This is a genomic window from uncultured Jatrophihabitans sp. (genome assembly GCF_964244045.1).
GTDB lineage: Bacteria > Actinomycetota > Actinomycetes > Mycobacteriales > Jatrophihabitantaceae > Jatrophihabitans.
In genome coordinates this window covers 106,919-129,327 of record NZ_CAXTHK010000004.1, presented here as the reverse complement: position 1 = coordinate 129,327, position 22,409 = coordinate 106,919, and the positions used below count along the sequence as shown (strand labels likewise).

At 69.4% G+C, this 22,409-nt stretch carries 22 protein-coding genes; 8 read left to right on the top strand and 14 right to left on the bottom strand.

Translation table 11 applies throughout. The features are described 5' to 3' along the window. Positions 1 to 54: 54 nt before the first annotated feature. Positions 55 to 1,221 carry a cytochrome c oxidase assembly protein gene (locus tag ACFFC4_RS05005; RefSeq protein ID WP_375498390.1) on the top strand — a complete coding sequence of 389 codons (1,167 nt, stop codon included), beginning with the start codon at positions 55 to 57 and terminating at the stop codon, positions 1,219 to 1,221. 6 nt (positions 1,222 to 1,227) lie between these two features. On the opposite strand, the gene ACFFC4_RS05000 is transcribed toward ACFFC4_RS05005, so the two are convergent. From ACFFC4_RS05000 to ACFFC4_RS04990, 3 genes are all read right to left on the bottom strand, one after another. Continuing rightward, positions 1,228 to 1,809, bottom strand: a complete 582-nt coding sequence (locus ACFFC4_RS05000) for a sigma-70 family RNA polymerase sigma factor (RefSeq protein WP_375498388.1) — start codon at positions 1,807 to 1,809, stop codon at positions 1,228 to 1,230. Continuing rightward, positions 1,809 to 2,525 (bottom strand): SCO family protein, encoded by a 717-nt coding sequence (locus ACFFC4_RS04995; RefSeq protein WP_375498386.1) that lies wholly within the window; start codon positions 2,523 to 2,525, stop codon positions 1,809 to 1,811. The genes ACFFC4_RS05000 and ACFFC4_RS04995 overlap by 1 nt, the downstream gene beginning before the upstream one ends. Positions 2,526 to 2,633: 108 nt before the next feature. Then, a complete protein-coding gene (locus tag ACFFC4_RS04990) occupies positions 2,634 to 3,365 on the bottom strand; it encodes a hypothetical protein (protein WP_375498384.1) in 732 nt (243 codons plus the stop codon). Positions 3,366 to 3,686: 321 nt separating this feature from the next. Here ACFFC4_RS04990 and ACFFC4_RS04985 point away from each other — a divergent pair, with 321 nt between their 5' ends. Further along, complete coding sequence (locus ACFFC4_RS04985; protein WP_375498382.1) at positions 3,687 to 4,577, top strand: DUF929 family protein; 891 nt, start codon at positions 3,687 to 3,689, stop codon at positions 4,575 to 4,577. Between the two features lie 2 nt (positions 4,578 to 4,579). Continuing rightward, positions 4,580 to 5,065 carry a vitamin K epoxide reductase family protein gene (locus ACFFC4_RS04980; protein ID WP_375498380.1) on the top strand — a complete coding sequence of 162 codons (486 nt, stop codon included), beginning with the start codon at positions 4,580 to 4,582 and terminating at the stop codon, positions 5,063 to 5,065. An 18-nt stretch (positions 5,066 to 5,083) separates the two neighbouring features. Here the strand turns inward: ACFFC4_RS04980 and ACFFC4_RS04975 are convergent, their stop codons facing one another. Further along, the gene (locus ACFFC4_RS04975) at positions 5,084 to 5,800 is read right to left on the bottom strand and encodes a hemerythrin domain-containing protein (RefSeq protein ID WP_375498378.1); all 717 of its coding nucleotides are present in this window, start codon (positions 5,798 to 5,800) and stop codon (positions 5,084 to 5,086) included. Then, a complete protein-coding gene (locus ACFFC4_RS04970) occupies positions 5,797 to 6,195 on the bottom strand; it encodes a hypothetical protein (protein WP_375498376.1) in 399 nt (132 codons plus the stop codon). The genes ACFFC4_RS04975 and ACFFC4_RS04970 overlap by 4 nt, the downstream gene beginning before the upstream one ends. A gap of 772 nt (positions 6,196 to 6,967) precedes the next feature. On the opposite strand from ACFFC4_RS04970, the gene ACFFC4_RS04965 reads away from it, so the two are divergent. Further along, the gene (locus ACFFC4_RS04965) at positions 6,968 to 7,435 is read left to right on the top strand and encodes a tyrosine-type recombinase/integrase (protein ID WP_375498374.1); all 468 of its coding nucleotides are present in this window, start codon (positions 6,968 to 6,970) and stop codon (positions 7,433 to 7,435) included. Between the two features lie 45 nt (positions 7,436 to 7,480). Here the strand turns inward: ACFFC4_RS04965 and glnA are convergent, their stop codons facing one another. The 4 genes from glnA to ACFFC4_RS04945 all read right to left on the bottom strand — a co-directional run bounded on the left by glnA (position 7,481) and on the right by ACFFC4_RS04945 (position 10,871). Then, positions 7,481 to 8,905, bottom strand: a complete 1,425-nt coding sequence (glnA, locus tag ACFFC4_RS04960) for a type I glutamate--ammonia ligase (protein ID WP_375498372.1) — start codon at positions 8,903 to 8,905, stop codon at positions 7,481 to 7,483. Positions 8,906 to 9,019: 114 nt separating this feature from the next. Then, entirely contained in the window at positions 9,020 to 9,442 is a 423-nt protein-coding gene (locus tag ACFFC4_RS04955; RefSeq protein WP_375498370.1) for an RDD family protein, read from the bottom strand. A gap of 10 nt (positions 9,443 to 9,452) precedes the next feature. Then, positions 9,453 to 10,214 carry a DUF4191 domain-containing protein gene (locus ACFFC4_RS04950; RefSeq protein WP_375498368.1) on the bottom strand — a complete coding sequence of 254 codons (762 nt, stop codon included), beginning with the start codon at positions 10,212 to 10,214 and terminating at the stop codon, positions 9,453 to 9,455. Positions 10,215 to 10,280: 66 nt separating this feature from the next. After that, positions 10,281 to 10,871, bottom strand: coding sequence for a TetR/AcrR family transcriptional regulator (locus tag ACFFC4_RS04945; RefSeq protein WP_375498366.1), 591 nt, complete (start codon positions 10,869 to 10,871; stop codon positions 10,281 to 10,283). A 59-nt stretch (positions 10,872 to 10,930) separates the two neighbouring features. On the opposite strand from ACFFC4_RS04945, the gene ACFFC4_RS04940 reads away from it, so the two are divergent. Both ACFFC4_RS04940 and ACFFC4_RS04935 read left to right on the top strand, forming a co-directional pair. Continuing rightward, positions 10,931 to 12,505, top strand: a complete 1,575-nt coding sequence (locus ACFFC4_RS04940) for an MFS transporter (protein ID WP_375498364.1) — start codon at positions 10,931 to 10,933, stop codon at positions 12,503 to 12,505. 153 nt (positions 12,506 to 12,658) lie between these two features. Beyond that, complete coding sequence (locus tag ACFFC4_RS04935) at positions 12,659 to 13,474, top strand: C40 family peptidase (protein ID WP_375498362.1); 816 nt, start codon at positions 12,659 to 12,661, stop codon at positions 13,472 to 13,474. A 13-nt stretch (positions 13,475 to 13,487) separates the two neighbouring features. Here the strand turns inward: ACFFC4_RS04935 and lipA are convergent, their stop codons facing one another. Both lipA and lipB read right to left on the bottom strand, forming a co-directional pair. Further along, the gene (gene lipA / locus ACFFC4_RS04930; protein ID WP_375498360.1) at positions 13,488 to 14,423 is read right to left on the bottom strand and encodes a lipoyl synthase; all 936 of its coding nucleotides are present in this window, start codon (positions 14,421 to 14,423) and stop codon (positions 13,488 to 13,490) included. A gap of 26 nt (positions 14,424 to 14,449) precedes the next feature. Next, on the bottom strand, positions 14,450 to 15,094 hold the full coding sequence (gene lipB, locus ACFFC4_RS04925) for a lipoyl(octanoyl) transferase LipB (RefSeq protein WP_375498358.1): 645 nt from the start codon (positions 15,092 to 15,094) through the stop codon (positions 14,450 to 14,452). 91 nt (positions 15,095 to 15,185) lie between these two features. On the opposite strand from lipB, the gene ACFFC4_RS04920 reads away from it, so the two are divergent. Next, complete coding sequence (locus ACFFC4_RS04920; RefSeq protein ID WP_375498621.1) at positions 15,186 to 17,420, top strand: MMPL family transporter; 2,235 nt, start codon at positions 15,186 to 15,188, stop codon at positions 17,418 to 17,420. A gap of 16 nt (positions 17,421 to 17,436) precedes the next feature. Here ACFFC4_RS04920 and ACFFC4_RS04915 read toward each other — a convergent pair whose 3' ends face one another. Then, on the bottom strand, positions 17,437 to 18,174 hold the full coding sequence (locus ACFFC4_RS04915; protein WP_375498356.1) for a Type 1 glutamine amidotransferase-like domain-containing protein: 738 nt from the start codon (positions 18,172 to 18,174) through the stop codon (positions 17,437 to 17,439). A 128-nt stretch (positions 18,175 to 18,302) separates the two neighbouring features. Here ACFFC4_RS04915 and ACFFC4_RS04910 point away from each other — a divergent pair, with 128 nt between their 5' ends. After that, complete coding sequence (locus ACFFC4_RS04910; RefSeq protein ID WP_375498354.1) at positions 18,303 to 19,994, top strand: serine/threonine-protein kinase; 1,692 nt, start codon at positions 18,303 to 18,305, stop codon at positions 19,992 to 19,994. A gap of 16 nt (positions 19,995 to 20,010) precedes the next feature. Here ACFFC4_RS04910 and ACFFC4_RS04905 read toward each other — a convergent pair whose 3' ends face one another. Next, on the bottom strand, positions 20,011 to 20,895 hold the full coding sequence (locus tag ACFFC4_RS04905; protein WP_375498352.1) for a TIGR01777 family oxidoreductase: 885 nt from the start codon (positions 20,893 to 20,895) through the stop codon (positions 20,011 to 20,013). 9 nt (positions 20,896 to 20,904) lie between these two features. After that, positions 20,905 to 22,398 (bottom strand): 2-oxoglutarate dehydrogenase, E2 component, dihydrolipoamide succinyltransferase, encoded by a 1,494-nt coding sequence (gene sucB, locus ACFFC4_RS04900; protein ID WP_375498350.1) that lies wholly within the window; start codon positions 22,396 to 22,398, stop codon positions 20,905 to 20,907. Positions 22,399 to 22,409 lie beyond the last annotated feature (11 nt).

Below are 22,409 nucleotides of genomic sequence, written 5' to 3'. Positions count from 1 at the left end.
ACGATCACCTGGGCTGCCGATGTCAGCGACGGGCACCGTCCAGGCGATGTCGCCGTGACCATTCCGGGAACCGGGCGTCAGCGAAGCCCCGGTCGTTCCAGTCTGGCGCTGCTCGTCGTGGGGTCCGTCCTGCTGCTGGCGACGGCGGCGGCGTTGATGGTCGGGACGGTGAGGGATTTTGCGGGCGTCCACGGCCCGGTGCTGCCCGTGTCGCTGTGCCGCACGGGGGTCATGCGGGTTCTGCCGCCGCTGACCGGTGCTCGGTGGTTCACGGCGTGGCAGCGCGACCCGATCGCGATCACGGTGGTCGTGGGTGCGGGCCTGCTGTATCTGGCCGGCGTCTCGGCGGTGGCCCGTCGGCATCGGCAGGCCTGGCCCCGCCGGCGCACGCTGTCGTTCGCGGCGGGCCTGGCGGTGTGCGTGATCGCCACATGCAGCCCGATCGCGACCTACGACATGGCCATGTTCTCCGCCCACATGCTCGGCCATCTGGCCCTGGTGATGATCGCGCCGCCGCTGCTGGTGTGCGGCCGACCGGTCACCCTGGCGCTGCACGCGACCCGCAACCCGTGGCACACCCGGATCAAGTGCGTCTGGCGCAGCCGCGCCGCGGCGTTGTGGTTCAGCCCGCCGGTGGCGTTGGCAAGCTATGCGGTCGTGATCGTCGGCACCCACCTGACCGGGTTGATGGACGTGATCATGTCGCGCCCGTGGGCAGGACAGCTTGAGCACGCGGCCTACCTGCTGGTCGGGTATCAGTTCTTCGCGCTCGTGCTGGGTGACGAGCCGATGCGTTGGCGGTTGTCGATGCCGGCCAAGCAGTTGCTGCTGGCCGTGGCGATGGCCATCGACACGTTCACCGGTGTCGTGCTGCTCCAGACCGCGACGCCGATCACCATGACCGGCATGTCCCCGCGTCACCTCGATCCGCTGGCGCAGACCCGCCTCGGCGGCGCGATCATGTGGGTCGGCGGGGACGGGATCATGGCGCTGGTCATGGTGATCGTCGTGGTGATCTGGGTGCGCATGCCCGAGCATCGTCGCCGCGAGTCGCGGGGGTGGTTGGAGCAGGCTCGCCGCTCGCAGCTGGACAGCCATGAACTCGTCGGCGCGGGCGCGAGGACTGCCACACCGGCTGTGCGGGATGTCGATGACGACGAGCGCGCCCACGAGCGGTATAACGCCTGGCTCGCACGTCTGGACCGCCACGCGGGCCGCTGACCGCGGTCATCCCGCCGCGTTCTGGACCTCACGCTCGGCCAGCACGTCGACGAGTTCCGCCCGCGCCCTAGCGACCCGGCTACGTATCGTGCCGACCGGGCACCCGCACATCGCAGCCGCGTCGGCGTAGGGCAGGCCGGCCACCACGGTGAGCAGGAACGCCTCACGCCGCTCGTCGGGCAACCGGTCGACCGCGTCGCCGACATCGCTCACAAACCCGAAGTCGGCGGACACGACCCTTCGTTGGCTCTCGAGCGCGGCCAGTAACCGCCGCGACCTCTGCCGAGCGCCGATCTCCTCGGCGCAGACCCGGCGCGCGATGGTGAGCAGCCACCGGGTCGGGTTGGCCTCACCCCGATACGTCGGCAGCGAGGTCACGGCCCGCAGGTAGGTGTCCTGCGCAAGGTCGTCCGCGGACGCGGGGTCGACCAGGGCGGCGCAGGCACGCCACACCGTCGTGCTCGTGGCCCGGACCAACTCCGTCAGAGCGGCCGCGTCCCCTCGGCCCGCGCGCAGAGCAACCTCCCGCAGTTCGTCCGACGGCTGGTCCGTGTGCTCGTCCGGTCTTGGCCGAAGTGGGGCGCGCATCAGGACGGTCCGGGGTCGAGCGCGGCGATGTCGTGGGCGTAATCGCCCTGCGAGGTCCCGGCGAGCCAGACCACGTGGGCTTTGTCGGCGGTGAAGGCGAGGGTCTGGGCGCCGTGCTCGACGGTGATCGAGCCGTCGGGCTCCTTCACCGGCGGCGACAGCGGGACCCCGACGCTCTTGGCCACTGCGTCGATCTCGGACAACGAGGCGGTGAGGCCGACGAACGGGCGGGTCAGGCCGGAGTCGAAGTTGGCCAGCCACTGTTTCTCAACGCTGGTCGTGTCCCGCGCGGGGTCGGAGGTGACGAACACGACCTGCGTCCGGGCCTGCGTCTGGGCCGGCACCTTCTTCAAGGCCAGACCGATGTCGGCCATCGTCGTCGGGCACACGTCGGGGCAGTGGGTGTAACCAAAGTACAGCAGCATCAACCCGCCCTTCTGCAGCGCCCCAAGGGTGGTGGTTCCGCCCGCGGTGCTCTGGAAGACCGCGTTCTTGGCGGCAGCGTCGAGGACGACAGGCTGGCTCAGCTCATCGCCGCGGATGCCGCCCGCTGACGTCGTCGTGCCGTTGATCACGACAGGGGCGCCCGACTGACCCGTCGAGGAGGACGAGCAGCCGGCGATGGTGAGGGCGAGCGTGGCGCCGAGCGCCAGGACAGCGGCGGATCGTCCGGGCCCGCGGCTGCGGAGGCGGACATTGGATGACGAGGTGGGCACGTGCGAACTCCAGGAGGGGTGGGGCGAATACGGCGCGACGAGGCGCCGGGACCGCAGGGCGAAACCCGCGCCCCACGGCCGAATCACTCGATCAGGTCGAGTCCCGTGTCAGGAGGCGGCAGGCAGAAGGCTGAACGACCGCGGCGCGGGTGGAGCGCGACCCGGGGCGCAGAGCATCCGCCACCGCGTCCGCAGCGACGGGACAACCGATACGGCCACACCGCGCACGGTCGTCGCTGCTGGCGTCGGAAAGCCTTCGGCGACCGCCTGGATCGTCTGCACCACGCGGCGCGCGCAGCGCCAAACGGCCCGTTCGCCACGGGCCAGCCACCACGCCATGACCGTGGCCGCGAGCAGGTGCGCCGCGAGCATCCAGGCCATCGACGGCGTCAACATGCTGCCGGCCGGCATCGTCGTGGCCTGCGTTGCGGCCGGGGCGGACACGTGCAGCGAGGCGAGAGTTGCCCGTGCGGCAACGACCTCGCGGGCGCTGGGCGTGTGTGCCGGGTTGTGGCACAGCACCATGCTCAGTAGCGACCGTTCGCCGCTAGCGGCCGTCGGCGAAGCTATGGCTCGCATGCCGACGGCGGTGAAGCCGACGTGCATCGCGGTCTGGGTCATCAGAACGAGACCAGTGATCACCGGCAACCGACGCTGCGCTCCGGTCAACGCGAACGCCAGGGCGAACAGACCCAGCACGCTGGCGATCGTCAACCAGGCCGGCGGTGTCATGCCGCCGCCGAGGCGGTGCGCGGCCACGCCCAGCCCGGTACCGGCGAAGGCGAACACGGCCGCCCGCAGGGCGCGGGACGCCGGCGCGCGCGGCGATCCCAGTGACACAGACGGGATCATGACGACGACCCCAGCGGAACGGACCGCAGCAGCCCCTCGTGCCTCAGCCGCCCCATGATGGACGCAGTCAACTCCTCTGGGTCCGGCGACTCCGCAGGCAGGGTCGCGACCCACAGGTCCAGTAGACCCCAGGCGTGATCGCGCTGTCGCTGCCGCTCGCGAGCGCGGCGGCCCGCGAGCTGAAGCACGACGCCATGGTCCACGTCAGCACAGTCGCCGGAGAAGCCTCGATAGTTCCCGCCCGCTGAGAATCAGTGAATTCTCGGTCCGGCGTCGGAACTTTCGTGCGCCCCGACCCGACTACCAGACATGCCTTCCCAGACCCGTCCTTCGGCGGCTCAGCAACGCCTCGCCGCCAAACTGGAAGCCGCAGCGTCCGAGCGCCGGGCGGCGGCGTCCCGCCGTCGCCGGATCAAGACAGTCGGGATCCCGATCCTGGTGGTCGTCCTCGTCGTCGCGGTGCTCGTCGTGGTCAAGGTGGCCACCGGCGCCGGTGATCCCAAGTCGGGGAAGAAGGCGACGACTGCGACCAGCACCGTCATCACCGCCGTGACCTCCGTGCCAGCCTCCGCGCTGAACACCGTAGGAGCTGGCAGCGTCGTGACGCAGCCCAAGGCCATCTCCGGTGCAGCTCTGTCTGCGAACGGGCTGCCGCAAGTGCTCTACATCGGTGCCGAGTACTGCCCGTACTGCGCGGCCGAGCGGTGGGCGGTGGCCGTGGCGCTGTCACGCTTCGGCACGTTCACCGGATTGGGGCAGACGGCATCCTCGCCGAGCGACGTGTACCCGAGTACGGCCACGCTGACCTTCCACGGCGCCTCGTACACCAGCAAATATCTGTCGTTCACCGGCAAGGAGATTCAAAGCAACCAGGTCGTCAACGGCACCTACGCCACCCTGGACACCCTCACCGCCGACGAGAAGGCGCTGCTGACCAAGTACGACTCCGGCGGCGGCATCCCGTTCATCGACATCGGCGGCAACTACATGATCTCCGGCGCCTCGTACAACCCGCAGGTACTTCAGGGCAACACGCACGCCGAGATCGCCGCGGCGCTGTCCGACCCGTCATCGCCCATCGCGAAGGGCGTCGACGGCACCGCGAACGCCGTCACCGCCGCCGTCTGCGCCAGCACCGGTAACACGCCGGCCTCGGTGTGCACGGCCTCCGGCGTCGTCGCCGCGGCCAAGAAGCTCTGAGCATGCTCGACCCGCGCCGCCGCCCGTCCGGCACGTCGACCGACCGTCCGCGAGTGGGGGCGAGTGGGTTGGTCGCGCTCGCCTTCGCCGGTGCCGGGCTGGGCGTGTCTACCTACCTGACCGTCGAGCACTACGACTCCTCGGTGACGCTGTCGTGCCCCGAGTCGGCGACGATCAACTGCGCGAAGGTGACCACGAGCAGTTGGTCGCACGTGGGGCCGATCCCGGTGGCATTGCTCGGGCTGATGTTCTTCGTCGCGATGACGGTGCTGTGCCTGCCCGCGGTGCTGCGGATCGCGTTGCTCGATCGGGTCCGGGTGGTCGGGGCGCTGTTCGGGACGGCGAGCGTGCTCTACCTGGTCGGCGTCGAGCTGCTCGCCGTCGATGCGATCTGCCTGTGGTGCACGGTCGTGCACATCTGCACCGTTGGCCTGCTGGTCACCATCCTCTGGCGAGCCTCCTCGACTGAAACCGAGGCGACACTCTGAGCGTGCGACGTAGCCGAGTCAGGCCGTTGCAGGTGGTGTAAAAGCGGCCAGGTCACCGATGCCGAGCTGGTCCTCGATGCCGGCCAGGCGGCTGAGCATCTGCGACAGCGCGTTGTCACCGAACTGGGTGTTCTCCAGGCCGGCGAAACGCTCGGCGAGCAGGTCCAGCGTGCGTTGCGAGGTGGTCGCGCGCAGCGCGGGGTAGATCACGGTGTCCTCCCACGCCTCGTGCGGCTCGTACATCCGCACGAACCTGTCGAGATCGCTAGCCAGCGCGGAGCGGGCCGCAGCGGTGGCGAAACCCGCAGATGCGGCCGTGGTGATGGCGGCGGTGAGGTGTCGACCCCGGTCGTGCTGGATGAGCAGAGTGCGTACGAGCGCACCCTGCGTCGCGGTGACGCGAGGGAAGACGTAGGCCTCCTCGAGCCCTTCGTGAAAGCTCTCGATGTAGTCCGAGATCAGCTGGGCCGAATCGCTCACCGCACCCACCGGAACCGCGCGCCCGTCGACGAGCCGATCGTGAATCGCCCGGTACGCGAGCAGCACCCGTTTCAGCACGCCGTGCTCGGTCATCAACTCCTCGCCCGGTGAGGCGACGTGCGGCGTAATCGAGGTCTCGGACGGGGACAGGGCGTTCACGAGCTCGGTGCCTCCTGCCCCGACGACCAGCCCGGCACCAGCGGCCAGCAGCGAGCGTCGGCCGACAATTCGAGGACGCTCACGGTCCTCGGTCATCGGTCGTCCCCGGGGTCGGTGGTGATCGGGTTCCCGGCGGTGTTCAGGACGTACCAGGGCCCACCGTTCAGGAACAGCGCCTGGCCGTCCGCGGTACCGGCCCGGACGTCGCCCGCGTAGCGATATAGCGGGTAACCGCTGTAGGTCACGATGCGGGCACCGGTGTTCGGATCGGCGAGGGTCGACAGCACCTCGGAGTTGACGCCGCCCGTCGCCGTTGGCTTGACGCCGCTCGAGACCACCAGCGGCGGCCAGGTGCCTGCACACGCACCGGTGCAGCTCACCCTGCCCCCGGCATCCGGGGGGAACATGTAAAGCGCATGTCCCCGGCTGTCGACGAGGATCGTGCCCAGTCCGGTGGCCTGACGCGTCGTGACAGTGACGTGGTCCGGCACGCGCAGCGACAGGGAGCGGTCCCGAGGCGATCCGTCGGACCCGCTCGAGCCGCATCCTGCGACCGTCAACGCCGAGACGAGCACAGCGACCGCGACCGCGACGGACCTTCGCCTGAACTGAATAGTTCCCACGTCACCGAGTGCCCCGTCGGCCCCCGGAAGTTCCCGTTCAGGCGGAATCAGGTCACGCGGTCTCCGGATCCGCCGGGGCGGGCTTCGTCCAGCGGTCTTCGACCTTCGCTGTGCGCCAGTTGGTGAGTGCGACGATCCAGGTGAGCACGAAGAGACCGACGACGATAGAGCCGACGTAGTTCAGGAAATCCGGCTGATCCAGTCGGTGATCGGGTCCTGCGGTCGGATGTTGCCGTGGAGCTTCTCGAGCAGAGCAGCCTGATTGTCTAGGCCCCGCCCACGCCGCGCAGCTGGCCGCTAAGGCGGCGGCGAACTACGCCCAACCCCGCCCTCTGGACGACGTGGTGGCCGAGCTGCACTCGGCGTGGACCAGCGAGCAGCAGGCCCTCGACCGGCTCGCCAACCTCGAGCCCCGCGTCGACGCGCTACACCGGATCGTCGCCCTGCACGCCCGGCGGCACGCTGAAATCCCGCCCTTGAAGGACGCCTACCAGCGGGCCCAGCGGACCCTCGAGCACGCGACAGCACACGCCGAGACTGCGGCAGCTCGCGCCGGACATCGCCCGGCACCGGCGCGCAGCGCGCCTTCAGGACGTGGACTTCGTGCGGGGCGTCGTGTCTCCGTCGGTCCAGTCGCCCGATGTCCCACTCAAGTCCGAGACCAGCCGCACCCCGGTGCCGATCCCGCCGGAACTGGCCCTGCTGCTGTCTGCAGCTCTCAAGTCAGGCGACGGAACCAGATTGGTGTCCAACGAGCTCGGTCGTCCCGCAGGCCCATACACGATCGAACTCGCCATGCGGGCCGCCCGCGAAGGTGCCCGGACTTTCGCGGGGATTGCGGTTCCACGATCTGCGGCACGACTTCGCATCGCTGCTGATTGCCGACGGTCTCGACGTGAAGACCGTTCAGGTGCGTCTCCGACATGCCAGCGCCAAGACGACGTTGGACGTGTACGGACTCCTGTGGCCGGACAAGGACGAGGCCACTCGGGCGACTGTTGCGGCGGCCATTCGGACGCGAAGCGAATCTCCTGCGGAATCGCTGCGGAATCACTGCGGAATCCCCGCGGAATCCCCGCGGAATCCGGGCCGAGGCAACGGTCCTTAAATGACTGGAGGCCCCGGAATCCGGGGCCTCCAGCATCGATCAGGTCTAGATGTTGTAATACAGGTCGAACTCGTACGGGTGCGGGCGAAGCCGGACCGGGTCGACCTCGTTGGTGCGCTTGTAGCTGATCCACGCCGAGATGAGGTCCTCGGTGAAGACGCCGCCCTCGAGCAGGTAGTCGTGATCAGCCTCGAGCGAGTTGAGCACCTCGCCGAGCGAACCCGGGACCTGCGGGATCGAGGCGGCCTCGTCCGGCGGGAGCTCGTAGAGGTCCTTGTCGACCGGCGCCGGCGGCTCGATCTTGTTCTTGATGCCGTCCAGGCCGGCCATCAGCATGGCCGCGAAGGCCAGGTACGGGTTGCACGACGGGTCGGGCACCCGGTACTCGATGCGCTTGGCCTTCGGGCTGGTGCCGGTGATGGGCACCCGGATGCAGGCCGAGCGGTTACCAGCCGAATAGACGAGGTTCACCGGCGCCTCGTAGCCCGGCACGAGCCGGTGGTAGCTGTTCACCGTGGGGTTGGTGAACGCCAGCGCCGACGGGGCGTGCTTGAGCAGGCCACCCACGTACCAGCGGGCGATGTCGGACAGACCTGCGTACCCGGTCTCGTCGTAGAACAGCGGCTCGCCGTCCTTCCACAACGACTGGTGGCAGTGCATGCCCGAGCCGTTGTCGCCGAACAGCGGCTTCGGCATGAAGGTTGCCGACTTGCCGTTGCGCCACGCCACGTTCTTGACGATGTACTTGAACAGCAGCACCTCGTCCGCCGCGTGGGTGAGGGTGTTGAACTTGTAGTTGATCTCGGCCTGGCCGCCGGTGCCGACCTCGTGGTGGGCCCGCTCGAGGTCGAGACCGGTCGCCATCAGCTCGTGGCTGATCTCGTCCCGCAGGTCGGCCTGGTGGTCGTAGGGCGAGACCGGGAAGTAGCCGCCCTTGACGTTGGTCTTGTAACCGAGGTTGCCGCCCGGCTCGTCGCGGCCGGTGTTCCAGTAGCCCTCTTCGGAGTCGACGAAGTAGAACGAACCGTTCATCTTTGTCTCGTACTTGATCTCGTCGAAGATGTAGAACTCGGCCTCGGGGCCGAAGTAGACGGTGTCGGCAATGCCGGTCGTCTTCAGGTACTCCTCGGCCTTGGTCGCCACCTGGCGCGGGTCGCGGTCGTACTTCTCGCCGGTGCGCGGCTCGTAGATCGAGTGGTTGATGTTCAGCGTCTTGCGGGCGCGGAACGGGTCGACGTAGGCCGTCGTCGGGTCGGGGATCAGCTTGAGGTCGGACTTGTCGATCGAGGCGAACCCGCGGATCGACGAGCCGTCGAACATCTGGCCCTCGGTGAACGAGTCCTCGGTGAAGTTGGACGCCGGCAGGTTGAAGTGCTGTTGCACGCCGGGGAGGTCGGTGAAGCGAACGTCGATGAATTCGACGTTCTCGTTCTTGATGTAGGCCAAGACCTCTTCTGAGCTACTGAACATCCGTCCTCCGTTGCACAGGGTGGGAGGGCGAAACTATCGCGTCCGCAGTTGCCTGCGAGTGTCTCGATTGTTGCCAGGAGGTTTCCTAGGTGATCTCTCAGCCGCTGGGGCGGATCACGCTCGCACCACCGCGGTGTCGGTGACCCGGTCGTGCAGCCCGCGTCCGTCCCGGTCGAAGACCAGTGCGGGGACGAGCAGGAAAAGCATGACGGTCCGGATGACAACGCGCCCCGGGTCGACTGCGGCGGTCCGGTCGACGCGGATGAGCCGCAGGCCGAACAGGTACATGCCGACCGTGCGGCCGGCCAGCAGGATGCCCAACAGGTAGTCGACCGCTAGCGGGATGAGGCTCCACGAGCCCGGGAGCTTGTCGGCGAACGTGCTGCCGTGCCCGTGCACGAACAGCGAGGCCACCAGGGTCGAGGCGAGGGCGTCGACCACGAAGGCCCCGAGGCGTGGACCGGCGGTGGTCAAGGACCCGGGCCCGGACTGCGGCAACCCGATCTTGGCGCCGCGGTACGCCTGGGGGGTGGTCATCGAGGTGTTGTCAGGACCGGCGGCGCACGGTGCGCTGGACGTTGCGCATCTTGGCGCCGGCGGGCATGGGGCCCTGTGGCAGCGGGGACTTTGCGCCGCCGAGCGCGGACAGCCGCTTCTCCAGCGTCCGGACCTGGTCCTTGCTGAGGTTCGTCGGCAGCTTGAGCAGGTAGCGGTTCAACTTCGACAGCCGCACCTCGTCGCCCTCGTTGCCGATGATGATGTCGTAGATCGGCGTCTCGCCGACGACCCGCGCGGTGCGCTTCTTCTCCTGCGCCAACAGGCCCCGGACGCGGTGCGGCGCACCCTCGCCCACCAGCACCACACCGGGACGGCCGACGAGGCGGTGCACGGCGTCGAGCTGCGTGGTGCCGGCGACGGCCTGGGTGAGTCGCCAGTCGCCACGCAACTGCTGCTGCAGCATGAATCCGGCGGCGCCGGGTTGGCCCTCCGCCTGAGCGAACATCGAGGACTGCGCGCGGCGCGAGAAGATGAGCATGGCGGCGAGCAGGCCGGCGAGGATCGCGAACGCGATGGCGATGAACAGCGAGCCGCTGACCAGGTAGACGATCGCGAAGATCACCACAGCGGCCAGAGCGAAGCCGCCGATCAGGTACGGCAAGAACTTCGAGTCGTTCTGCCGGGTGAGCGTGAACGCCTGCTTCAGATTGGCCCAGGTCTCGCGACGCTTGGCGCGCTTGGCTCCGCGCAGCGCGGCCTTGTCAGCGCGTGACAACTTGGGCGGTTTGCCAGCCCCGGCAGATTTGGCCATGGTGCTGAGGATAGTTGTGCCGACGCCGGACCGCGTGGGTCGGGTGCGTCGACGAGGCGTAGCTGCCTAGATGCCGAATCGGACGACGCGCAGCACCTGCGCCAGGCCCTGTTCCCGTTCCGCCGAAGACACGTTGCGGAACGGCCCGTCGAGGGTGAGCATCGCGAACCCGTGCACGGCCGAGCACGCCGCAATCTCGGCGTTGCCCCGTCGCTCGGGCGTGATCGCGCCGACGGTGACCAGGTCGTCGAGGCGCTCGGTGAGTTGCTGGTAGGGATGCACGACATCGGTGTCGGGCTGGACGCTGCCCATCGGAAAGGCGCAGATCGCGCGAAACAGCTGGGCGTGTTCAGTGGCGTACTCGACGTAGGAGCGCCCGGACGCAGCGAGGCGGTCGTAGGAACTCTCGACGTCGGCACCCTGCGCTGCAGCGGCGATGCGATCGCGCATGCTCTCGCCGAAGCCGGTCAGAGCGCGCGCGGCGACAGCGCGCATGAGCGCCTCGCGATCGGTGAAGTGCCGGTAGGCAGCGTTGTGCGAAACGCCGACGCGGCGGGCGACCTCGCGCAGCGCGACCGCGTCCGCACCGTCCGCAGCGGCGAGTTCGACGGCGGAGTCGATGAGGGCAACCTGCAGGTTGCCGTGGTGGTAAGGCACGGGCACATTCTTGCAGCACGATGTTGACAGGGCCAACATCATGCGCCACGCTCACTCATGTGACCACCGTCAACATCAGCCGCCGCCCCGTCCGTCCGGCCGTGATCCTGCTGCTCGCGTGCCTCGCCAGCTTCGCCATCAACCTCGACACCACCATCGTCAACGTGGCGCTGCCGGATCTGAGCCGCTCGCTCGGCGCGGGCACCACGGACCTGCAGTGGATCGTCGACGCCTACAACCTCGCGTTCGCGGGACTCGTGCTCGGCGCCGGCAGCCTGGGTGACCGTTTCGGCCGACGGCCGCTGCTCATCGTCGGCCTGCTCGGCTTCTCGGTGGCCAGCGGCGTCGGCGCATGCTGGGACTCGCCCGGGCCGCTCATCGCCACGCGCCTCGTCATGGGTATCTTCGCCGCGATGGTGTTTCCGACGACGCTGTCGGTCATCACCAACGCCTTCCCCGACCGTGCGCAGCGGGCCAAGGCCATCGGCGTGTGGGGCGCAGTCGTCGGCGTGGCCGTTGCCGTCGGCCCGGTGACCGGGGGACTACTGCTCGAGCACTTCTGGTGGGGCAGCGTGTTCCTGGCCCTGGTCCCGCTGTCGGCGCTGACCGCCGTCCTGGCCTGGCTCCTGGTGCCCGAGTCGCGCGACCCGGGCGCACCCGCTATCGACGTCGGTGGCGTGCTCGCCGCGTGCGCCACCGTCGGCACGCTCGTCTACACGATCATCGAGGCGCCTCAGCGGGGTTGGTCGGACGCCCTGACCCTCGCCGGCTTCGCGGCGACCGCGGCCCTGGCCGCCGTCTTCGTGGGCATCGAGCGTCGGGTCGCGAACCCGATGCTGGACATGACGGTGTTCCGCACCCCGGCGTTCTCGGCGGCGAGCATGTCGGTGACCATCGCGTTCTTCGCGCTGTTCGGCTTCATCTTCCTGGTGACCCAGTTCTTCCAGTTCCTGCGCGGCTACGGGCCGCTGTCGACGGGCCTGCGCATCCTGCCGGTCGCGGGCAGCATCGCCCTCGGCGCCGGCGCGGGACCTGCGCTCGTCGCGCGCTTCGGCACCCGCGCCGTCGTGATGACAGGACTCTTCTCCCTGGGCAGCTCGTTCGGTTGGATCGCCCTGTCACCGGCCGACATGTCCTACCGCGTGATCGTGGCGCAGATGTTGCTGATGGGGCTCGGCCTCGGACTCACCCAGGTGCCCGCCACCGAGTCGATCCTGTCGGTGCTGCCCGCGGCCAAGGCCGGCGTCGGGTCCGCCGTCAACGACGCGACCCGTGAGGCCGGCGGGACGTTGGGCGTGGCCGTCGTGGGCAGCGTCTTCGCCTCGATCTTCGCCAGCCAGATCTCGTCGTCGGGGCTCGCCCGGTTGCCCGGCGGTCTGCCCGATGGTGCGTCGTCGTCGGTCGCGGTGGCATTCGCGGCAGCTCGTCGGGCCGGCGGAGGTGCGCTGGAGCTTGCCGTCCAGGACGCGTTCATGGATGCCTTCCACCTCGGTTGCGCGGTGGCTTTCGGGGTCTGCTGGCTCGGCGCGTTGGCCGCCGTGGCGCTACCTGGTCGAGGGACCGCTGAGGCTGCCAGCCGGACGTCGCCGTCGAGCGATGCCACTGTCGCAACGATCACGCCGGTCCGGTCCTGACGCAGCTGCGCACTGCGCAGGCGAGGGGGGTGAATGGTGGGCGGGCCCACTATTGCGGCCCCCGCGCCGCTTCCCGGGGTGCCGCGGTTGTTTGCGTGGTCGTCGCCAGTCCGCACGGCGAAGTGGCCGCGCGCCACCGACGGGGGGACCACCGTGACCGCACGGCTGCACGATGTAGTGCTGCACAACAGGTATCGAGGCGTGCACCGCGCCCGCCGGAAGGCGACGATCATCGCCGCGCTCGGCGTCGGCTGCACGGCTGCGGCCGCGACCCTGCTCGGTGCTGTGCCCGCCGAGGCGTCGGCCCAACCCGACCACGGCACCGTCAGCTACGCCTGGCAGGACTCCTCGACGCGACAGATCCACATCCGCGGGTACGCCTACGACAAGCAGTCCAAGCGCTCGGTCAACGTCAAGGTGTACGTCGACGGCCGATGGGTGCACACGTCGGCTGCCAAGCACGACAGCCCGACGTACAGCCGCAACCACCACCTCAAGGGCAAGCACGGCTTCAAATCGGTGTTCCGCGCACCTGCGGGTGCCCGCAGGGTGTCGTTGGTTGCCGGCAAGCGGACGCTGGCGACCAAGCGCATCACGCACTACCGCAACACCGGCGCCTACATCGTCAGCGTGGCCCGGGCTCACGTCGGCGCGCGGTACAGCTACGGCGCCGACGGTCCGCGGTCCTTCGACTGCTCGGGTTACGCCAAGTACGTCTTCGCCCGCACCGACCTGGCAACCCTGCCGCACAACTCGGAATCCCAGCGGCACGCGAAGCGCATGCGCAAGATCAGCAAACGGTCAGCCCGACCGGGTGACCTGGTCTTCTACCTCAGTGGCGGCGACGCATACCACGTCTCGATCTACGCAGGCCACGGCCGCCAGTACTCCGCGAGCACCCCGAGCACCGGTGTCGAGTACAGCAAGATCTGGGCGCGCAACGTCGTGTACGCAACGAACTGGCACTGATCGGTCAGCGCGCTCAGGTGCGGGCCTCGATCGCCTGCTGGTACAGGCGTCCGGCGCGGTAGGACGAGCGGACGAGCGGACCGGACATCACGCCGGCGAAGCCGATCTCCTCGGCTTCCTCGCGCAGCGCGACGAACTCCTCGGGCTTGACCCAACGCTCGACGGGGTGGTGCTTGGGTGACGGGCGCAGGTACTGCGTGATGGTGATTAACTCGCAGCCCGCGTCGTACAGGTCCTGCAGTGCCTCGCTGATCTCGTGGCGTTCCTCGCCCATGCCCAGGATGAGGTTGGACTTGGTGACGAGGCCGTCCGCGCGAGCAGCGCGGATGACATCGAGCGAGCGCTCGTAGCGAAAGCCCGGGCGAATGCGCTTGAAGATCCGCGGCACCGTCTCGACGTTGTGCGCGAACACCTCAGGCCGCGACGCGAACACCTGGGCCAGCAGCTCCGGGACGGCGTTGAAGTCCGGCGCCAGCAGCTCGACGCCGGTGTCGGGATTCAGCTGGTGGATCTGATCGACGGTCTCGGCGTAGAGCCACGCCCCGCCATCAATCAGATCGTCGCGGGCGACGCCGGTGATGGTGGCGTAGCGCAGACCCATCGTCTGCACCGATTCGGCGACCCGCCGCGGCTCGTCGCGGTCGAGGGCAAGGGGCTTGCCGGTGTCGATCTGGCAGAAGTCGCAGCGCCTGGTGCACTGGTCACCGCCGATGAGGAAGGTGGCCTCACGGTCCTCCCAGCACTCGTAGATATTGGGGCAACCGGCTTCTTGGCAGACGGTGTGCAACCCCTCGGTCTTGACCAGTGACTGCAGCGCTTTGTACTCCGGCCCCATCTTCGCCCGGGTCTTGATCCACTCGGGTTTGCGCTCGATCGGCGTCTCGATATTGCGCTGCTCGATGCGCAGCAGACGCCGACCTTCAGGGACGGTGGGACGAACGGAAGTCACTGTTCGAGCGTACGCCGAAAGGGCAGTCAGACAGACGCAGTGAGTCCCGCGACAAGCGCCGGCAGGTGCCGCTCGACCACGGGCAGCAACTCGGTCACGGTCACATCGCGGCCGAGCTCCTGGGACAGGCTGGTTACCGAGGCGTCGGTGATGCCGCAGGGCACGATGCGGTCGAAGTTGGTCATGTCCGGGTCGCAATTCAGCGCGAAGCCGTGCAGCGTGACGCCGCGGGAGACCCGAACGCCGATCGCGGCGATCTTGCGTTCGGGCCCGCGATCGTCGGCGTCGAGCCAGACGCCGCTGCGACCCTCGACCTGACCGGCCTGCACACCGATCTCGGCGCAGATGCCGACGAGCACGGTCTCGAGGCGACGCACGTAGGCGACGACGTCGACGGGATCAGGCAGGTGCAGGATCGGGTAGCCCACGAGCTGGCCCGGGCCGTGCCAGGTGATCAGGCCGCCACGGTCGACGTCGATGACCGGCGTGCCGTCGGTGGGCCGCTGCCACGCTTCGGTGCGCTTGCCGGCGGTGTAAACGGACGGGTGTTCGAGCAGCAGCACGGTGTCCGGAGCCCGTCCGGCGACGACGTCGGAATGGATGTCACGCTGCTGCAACCAGGCGTCCGCGTAAGGGACAAGTCCGGCCCGGATGATGTGCAGCTCGGTCACTCTGCCGAATGTAGCCCTCGGCGGAATGGCCTCGCACCGTGTCGGACCGCCTCGCTACGGTTGGCCGGACCAGAGGAGATGTTCCATGACGATGACCGATGAGGCGAACCGGCCGGCCCCCACCGCCGGAACCTCGAAACCCCGCATCGTGTGGGTGTTCGCAGCCGTTGCGGTGTTGTTCTTTCTGATCGGCGTCGGCGGCCTGTCGTTCCAGAGCAAGTTGAGCGACGTCCAGAAGAACGACAACTCCTCGTTCTCACCCAGCTCGGCCGATTCCACGAAGGTCACGAACGCGTCCCAGAAGTTCGCCACGACGCAGGCCATCCCCGGGTTCATGGTCTTCCAGCGCAAGAGCGGGCTGACGGCCGCCGACAAGACGTTCATCCAGAGCCGGGCCGCAGTGTTCGCAAAGATCAACAACGTCGCTGCCGACCAGGTCGGCCGGCCCACGTACAGCACGACCGGTGCGCAGGCGGGCAAGGTCGGCTCGATCGCCGTGCCGCTGATCGGCAAGCAGGACGGCAAGAGCCGCACCGGCCCCGAGCTCGTCGACGCCGAGAAGGCAGTCATCAAGGCCGGCAAGGCCGGTGCGCCCGCGGGTCTCGTGGTGCACAGCGCCGGCGCGGGCGGCGTCCTGGTCGCCTTCATCGACGCGTTCTCCGGGCTCGACGGTGCGCTGCTGCTCTCGGCCGGCGTCGTCGTCATCGTCATCCTGCTGTTCGTCTACCGCAGCCCCGTGCTGTGGTTCTTCCCGCTGTTCAGCTCGGTGCTGGCCCTCGGCGCGGCGTCGATCCTGATCTACGCACTGGCCAAGGGCGGCACTATCACGCTCAACGGGCAGAGCCAGGGCATCCTGTCCGTGCTGGTCATCGGCGCGGGCACCGACTACGCGTTGTTGCTGGTCAGTCGTTATCGCGAGGAGTTGCACACCTACGACAGCCGCGTCCAGGCCATGATCGCGGCCTGGAAGGGGGCGGCGCCACCCATCCTGGCGTCCGGCGTCACCGTCATCCTCGGGCTCATCTGCCTGAGCTTCGCCGAGCTGAACTCCACGGCCGGGCTCGGCCCGGTGTGCGCCATCGGCATCGCCTGCACGGTGCTGATCATGCTCACCGTGCTGCCCGCGCTGCTCGTCGTCTCGGGTCGGTGGATCTTCTGGCCCAAGCGGCCGACCGTCGACCGGGAGATCGACGTCAACGAGACCCACCCGCTGTGGACGAAGATCGCCCGCGGCATCACCAACAACCGTCGCCGCAGCTGGGGCGGAGCCGGGCTCGTGCTGGTGGCCTGTGCCATCGCGGTGGTCACTCTGAACACCGGCGGGCTGTCGACGATCGACGGCTTCACGAACACCCCTGACGCGGTCACGGGTCAGCACCTCTACGACGACGCCTTCCCCTCGGCGAAGGGCGCGGGCGCACCGGCCGACATCCTCGTCGACGCCGGCAAGTCCACGGCCGTGCTCGCTGCGGTGAAGAACGTCGAGGGGGTCTCGCGCGCGGCCAACGCCGTCTGCGTGCAGACCGACTTCACCGCCGTCGCCAAGATCGCGAAGAGGAACCCGAAGGCGCTGTCCGCGCTGGCCACCGGGTGCGCCCCGGCGGCACTGCAGGTCAAGCCGCAGGACGGCAAGCTGCTGCTCAATGCCACCCTGGTCAACAGCTACGACAGCCAGGCGGCGTACAACACCGTCAAACGGCTGCGTTCGACGGTGACGAAGGTCGACGACAGCGCACTTGTCGGCGGCAGCTCGGCAGTGAACCTCGACATCCAGGACGCATCGCGACACGACCGCGACCTGATCATCCCGTTGGTGCTCGTCGTGATCCTGATCGTGTTGGGTTTGGTGCTACGGGCGCTGATCGCGCCGATCCTGCTCATCCTGACCGTCGTGCTCTCGTTCTTGGCTTCGCTCGGCGTCAGCGCGCTGTTCTTCAACCACGTGTTCCACTTCGCCAACGCGGACCCGTCGTTCCCGTTGTTTGCGTTCGTGTTCCTCGTGGCGCTGGGCATCGACTACAACATCTTCCTGATGACGCGGGTGCGTGAGGAGACGCTCCAATACGGGACGAGGCAGGGGATCGTGCGCGGGCTGGCCGTCACCGGCGGAGTGATCACCTCGGCAGGCGTCGTGCTGGCCGCGACCTTCGTGGTGCTCGGTGTGCTGCCGATCGTGTTCCTGGCGGAACTGGGCTTCACGGTGGCGTTCGGCGTGCTGCTCGATACCATCGTCGTGCGCTCGATCCTGGTGCCTGCGCTGGCCTACGACATCGGCAAGAAGGTGTGGTGGCCGTCGAAGCTGGCGTCTGCCTCGGCGCCGGACTAGCGCGGGACAGGTCAGATCAGAGGCGGCGGGGGTCGATCCGCGTCTCGATGGCCGTGTTGCCGGCCCCGCTCGTGTCGCGTTCGACGAAGTAGGCGCCCTTGTCGTCTTTCTCGCTGACGGCCTCGACGAACTCGGTGCCCCGGTAGAGCAGGCCGACGCCGTCGTCGGTGGCATAGCCGGCCGGCAGCGTGCCGTCGGCGATCAGGGACTGGAACAACGGCCGCCGTTGCTCCTCGGAGTCGTAGTGCACCCCGTTCGAGAAGGGCACCAGCCCAAGTCCGTTGGTGATCGGCCGCAGCTCGGGGCCGAAGGAATCGGTGGTGCCGCCGACGTGCCAGCAGATCGAGCCGGCCGATACGCCGGTGAGCACCACGCCCGCCTGCCACGCGGTGCGCATCGCGTCGTCGAAGCCGTGCAGGTGCCACATGGCCAGCAGGCCCGCGACGCTGCCGCCCCACACCCACACGACGTCCTGCTCGAGCAGGTGCGCGGTGACGTCGTCGACGTTCGGCATGCCGAACGTGCGCAGATGAGAGGGGTCCAGGCCGCGTTGCTGCGCCGCCGCGTAGAACTGGTTGATCGTGGTGGCGTCGTCGCCGAGCGCGGTGGCCAGGAAGCACACCTTCGGGCGTCGACCGTCGACGCCGGCGAGCTCGATCGCGTACTCGGTGAGCGGCCCCAGCTCCCAGCGGATGCGAGTGCCGGGCACGATGCCGCCCGAGGTGGCGAGGATGGTCGGCGCGTCTGCGGTCACCCGGATCAGCCTAGAGATCTCACCTTGTGGATAACGCCGGTTGAGACACTCGGCGATCCTAGGGTTGCCCGCATGAGCGACGCTTGCGGAGCGACTGGCGGCATTTCGTCTCCGCATGGCCGAACGGAGTGAGCGGCGCGTGGCGACTGCGCGGGTACGTGGTCGAGGGGCTGCTGGGCCAGGGTGGGTCCGGCGAGGTCTGGCGGGCGCGGGTGGCCGCGACGGGGGAGAAGGTCGCGCTGAAGCGGCTGCCAGTGCGCGACGAGGCGCAGGTCCGGCGGGCCGCGGCCGAGGCGGCGAAGCTTACCGTTCTCGAGCACCCGCACCTGGTTCGCCTGCACGCGCTCGTGCCCGACAGCACCGACGTCGTCCTCGTCCTCGATCTCGCCGAGGGCGGCTCGCTGGCAGAGCTGCTCGACGTGCGCGGGCGGTTGTCGCCAGGCGAGGTCATCACCGCCATCGCTCCGGTAGCCGCAGCGCTGGCGCACGTGCATGCCGCAGGAGTCGTGCACGGCGACGTCACGCCGGCCAACATCCTGTTCACCGCGGGCGGCAACGCGCTGCTGGCCGACCTCGGCGTCGCCCGGCTGACCGGCGAGGAGGACGACGCCGAGAGCACACCTGCCTACGTCGACCCCGGTGTCGCCCTCGGTGGCATCCCGTCGGAGTTGAGCGACGTGTTCATGCTGGCCGCAACCGCCCTGCACGCCCTCACCGGCGAGATCCCGTGGCCCGGGCCCACCTCAGACGAGGCGTTGGCGCAGGCCCGCACCGGTGACCTCGGTTCGCTGCCCGATCGGTTGACCGACGCCGGTGTGCCCGACGCCATGGTCGGCGTGCTGTGCCGGGCCCTCGACCGCAGCCCCGGTCGGCGCGGCACGGCGGCGGCGTTCGCGCTCGACCTGCGGCACAGCGGCGTGCCGGTGGCCGTGGAGCTGGACGCTGGCCGGGCCCGGCGCGAGCCCGCGCTGCGGGAGTTCGTGCCGCCGGCCCCGACCGAGACGCGTCCCCGGGGCGGCCGGCACGCAGCGGTTGCGCCGGGCCGCCCGAGTCGCCGTGATCGCTTCAGCGGGACCGACTTTGCGCCGGTCACGCCGCCGCGGATCCCGCCCGCCGCGCAGCCTGCGGTACTCGGGCGCCCATCGTTCTCCCGGCCGGTGTCCGGCGCGCCGGGGGGCGCGCCGGCCCGGCCGGGCGCCCCGCCGCCGACGAGCCGGGTTCGGCCGCGACCCCGGCCGCAGCTCCCGCGTCCACCGCGCCGCCGGTCCGACCAACTCCCTCGCTCCCGCCCGCACACCGTGGGCATCGCGCTGCTCGTCGCGCTCGTGCTCGGCGCCTGCGGGTTGCTGGTCTCGCGCCACCTCGACACGTCGGCTGGGGCACAGCCGCCGGCCCGCGCGGTGTCGCAATCGGCGGCCGCCCCGACACGATCGATCGCCGCCGAGCCCGGCATCGGCTGGCCGGCGCGGCTGAGCGCGCTGGACGCGGTACGGGCACGAGCGTTCGCCGAGCGTCGGCCCGAGCTGCTGCGCAGCGTCTACGCCTCAGCCGCCCTGTTGCAGGCCGACACCGCGTTGCTGCTGCGCATCGTCCCGCCCGGGTGCGGCTTGCGTGGAGTACGGACGACCTATCAGCAGATCCGGATCACCGAGGGCGCCGACCGGGTCGTCGTCTCGGCGCAGGCGGCCCTGACGGCCAGCACGCTCGTGTGCTCCGGGACCATTCGCGGTCGCGCGGCCGACGTGGGGCCGACGTCCATGCGCCTGACCCTCGTCGGGCCGCGGCCGACCGCTCGCATCGCCGACCAGCGGCGAACCTGAAACCAGCCCGCCGGGCTCAGTGCAGCTCGGACTCCAGCGCCGCGCGAAGGTGCGGGTGCGTGAAGGTGAAGCCGGCCGCCTCGAGCGCGGCCGGGACGGCGTTCTGCCCGGTCAGCACGTCGCCGGCAAATTCGCCCAGCACGATGCGAGCGCCGAAGCCGGGCACAATCAGGAACGTCGGCCGGTGCAGCACCGAACCTAGGGTCTTCGTGAACTCGGCGTTCGTCACCGGGTTGGGGGCGGTCAGGTTCACCGCCCCGGGCACGTCCTGTTCCAGGACAAAGCGGATGGCGGCTATCTCGTCGGTGAGCGAGATCCACGGGAAGTACTGACGACCAGAACCGAGCTTGCCGCCGAGCCCCAGCTTGACCAGCAACCCGAGTCGCGGCAGCAGGCCACCCGCCTTGGCCAGCACCAGGCCGGTCCGTAGGTGGCTGACGGTGACGCCCGCCGCCCGGGCCGGGTCAGCGGCGCGCTCCCACTGCTCGCAGACGCCGGACAGGAAGCCGTTGCCCGCTGGTGCGGTCTCGTCAATGCGTCGGTCGCCGGTGTCACCGTAGTAGCCGACCGCCGACGCACACACCAGCTTCGCGGTGCTGCCGGTCTTGGCGATCGTCGTGGCCAGGGTGCCGACCGTGTCGACCCGGCTGGCGACGATCGTCTTCTTATACTTGTCGGTCCACCGCTTGTCGCCGACGCCGGCGCCGGACAGGCACACTGCGACGTCGACACCGTCGAGCACGCCCGGGTCCATCAACCCGGCCGCTGGGTCCCAGCGGTCCTCGTCCGGCGTGGTGGGCTCACGCCGGACGAGGGTGCGCACGGTGTGCCCATCCGCGAGCAGGCTTTCGCGCAGGGCCGGGCCGATGAGCCCGGATGCGCCGGCTAGCAGAACCAACACGACGTCGTCCTAGCTCAGCCCGAGCGCGCGCTCGAAAGCCCCCGCCTCGAGCCGTTCCTTCATGGTCACGAGGAAGCGGGCCGCGTCGGCCCCGTCGACGATGCGGTGATCGTAGGACAGCGCAAGGTAGACCATCGAGCGCACCGCGATCGTCTCGCCGAGGTCCTCGTCGTCGATGACCACGGGTCGCTTGACGACCGCGCCGGTGCCGAGGATGCCGACCTGCGGCTGGTTGATGATCGGGGTGTCGAACAACGCCCCGCGGCTGCCGGTGTTGGTGAGGGTGAAGGTGCCGCCCCCGAGCTCGTCGGGGCTGACCTTGTTGGTACGGGTGCGCTCGGCGAGGTCGGAGATCTTGCGGGCCACTCCGCCCAGGTTGAGGTCACCGGCGTTGTGGATGACAGGCACCAGCAGGCCGCGCTCGGTGTCGACCGCGATGCCCAGGTGCTCGGCGTCGTGGAAGGTGACCTGCTTGTTCTCGAGGTCGATGGAGGAGTTCACGACCGGATGGGCCTTGAGCGCCTCGATGGCGGCCACGGCGAAGAACGGCAGGAACGACAGCTTGACGCCCTCACGGGCCTCGAAGTCGGCCTTGGCACGCTGCCGGAGCCGCGCGATGCGGGTGACGTCGACCTCCACGACGGTGGTCAGCTGCGCGGAAATCTGCAGCGACTCGACCATCCGCGTGGCGATGACCTGACGCATCCGCGACAACGGTTCGGTCTTGCCGCGCTGGTGAGTGACCGTGGCCGCCGCGGTGGCCGCCGCGGCCGGGTTGTCGCTCGGGCCGGCGGCCGACTGCGCCGCGGCCGACTGGGCGGCGGGAGGAGCAGAGGACGTCTCGGCGGCCTTCTTGTCGGCGGCTGCCTCGGCCGCAGCGAGGACGTCGGACTTGCGGATGCGGCCACCCACACCCGTGCCCTGCAGGGCGGCGAGGTCGACCCCGTGCTCGCTGGCCAGCTTGCGTACCAGGGGAGTGACGTAGGCGCCGGCGACCTCGTCGCCGTCGCCGTCCGTCGATGCGGTGGCGTCGCCCTGGGTGTCGCCGGCGGTGGTCGAGGAGTACTGCTCTGCCGCAGCAGTGGCTTGTTCCGGTGCGGCGGGCGCCGGCCGCGGCTTCGGTGCCTGCTCCGGCTCCGGCTCGGCCTGCGCGACCGGCTCGGGCTCGGGCTCTGCTTCCGGCTCGGGCTCCGCCTCAGGTTCGGGCTCGGGTTCCGGTTCGGCCTCGGCGGCGGGGGCCTCGTCGGACGACCTACCGTCCTCACCTGCCTCGCCGATCACGGCGAGCTCGACGCCGATCTCGACCGTCTCGTCCTCCTGGACCTTGATCGACAGCAGCGTGCCCGACGCCGGTGAGGGGACCTCGGTGTCGACCTTGTCGGTCGAGACCTCGAGCAGCGGCTCGTCGGCGTCGATGTGCTCGCCCTCGGCCTTCAGCCAGCGGGTCACAGTGCCCTCGGTGACGCTCTCACCGAGGCGCGGCATGGTCACGGACGTCGACATGGGTCCAGAAA

Excerpts from the sequence above, each read along its gene's own strand:
- glnA (WP_375498372.1), bottom strand. The coding sequence starts at position 8,905 with ATGTTCAGTAGCTCAGAAGAGGTCTTGGCCTACATCAAGAACGAGAAC.
- sucB (WP_375498350.1), bottom strand. The coding sequence starts at position 22,398 with ATGTCGACGTCCGTGACCATGCCGCGCCTCGGTGAGAGCGTCACCGAG.
- ACFFC4_RS04980 (WP_375498380.1), top strand. The coding sequence starts at position 4,580 with ATGCTCGACCCGCGCCGCCGCCCGTCCGGCACGTCGACCGACCGTCCG.
- ACFFC4_RS04920 (WP_375498621.1), top strand. The coding sequence starts at position 15,186 with ATGACCGATGAGGCGAACCGGCCGGCCCCCACCGCCGGAACCTCGAAA.
- ACFFC4_RS04985 (WP_375498382.1), top strand. The coding sequence starts at position 3,687 with ATGCCTTCCCAGACCCGTCCTTCGGCGGCTCAGCAACGCCTCGCCGCC.
- ACFFC4_RS04950 (WP_375498368.1), bottom strand. The coding sequence starts at position 10,214 with ATGGCCAAATCTGCCGGGGCTGGCAAACCGCCCAAGTTGTCACGCGCT.
- ACFFC4_RS04975 (WP_375498378.1), bottom strand. The coding sequence starts at position 5,800 with ATGACCGAGGACCGTGAGCGTCCTCGAATTGTCGGCCGACGCTCGCTG.
- ACFFC4_RS04955 (WP_375498370.1), bottom strand. The coding sequence starts at position 9,442 with ATGACCACCCCCCAGGCGTACCGCGGCGCCAAGATCGGGTTGCCGCAG.
- ACFFC4_RS05000 (WP_375498388.1), bottom strand. The coding sequence starts at position 1,809 with ATGCGCGCCCCACTTCGGCCAAGACCGGACGAGCACACGGACCAGCCG.
- ACFFC4_RS04965 (WP_375498374.1), top strand. The coding sequence starts at position 6,968 with ATGTCCCACTCAAGTCCGAGACCAGCCGCACCCCGGTGCCGATCCCGC.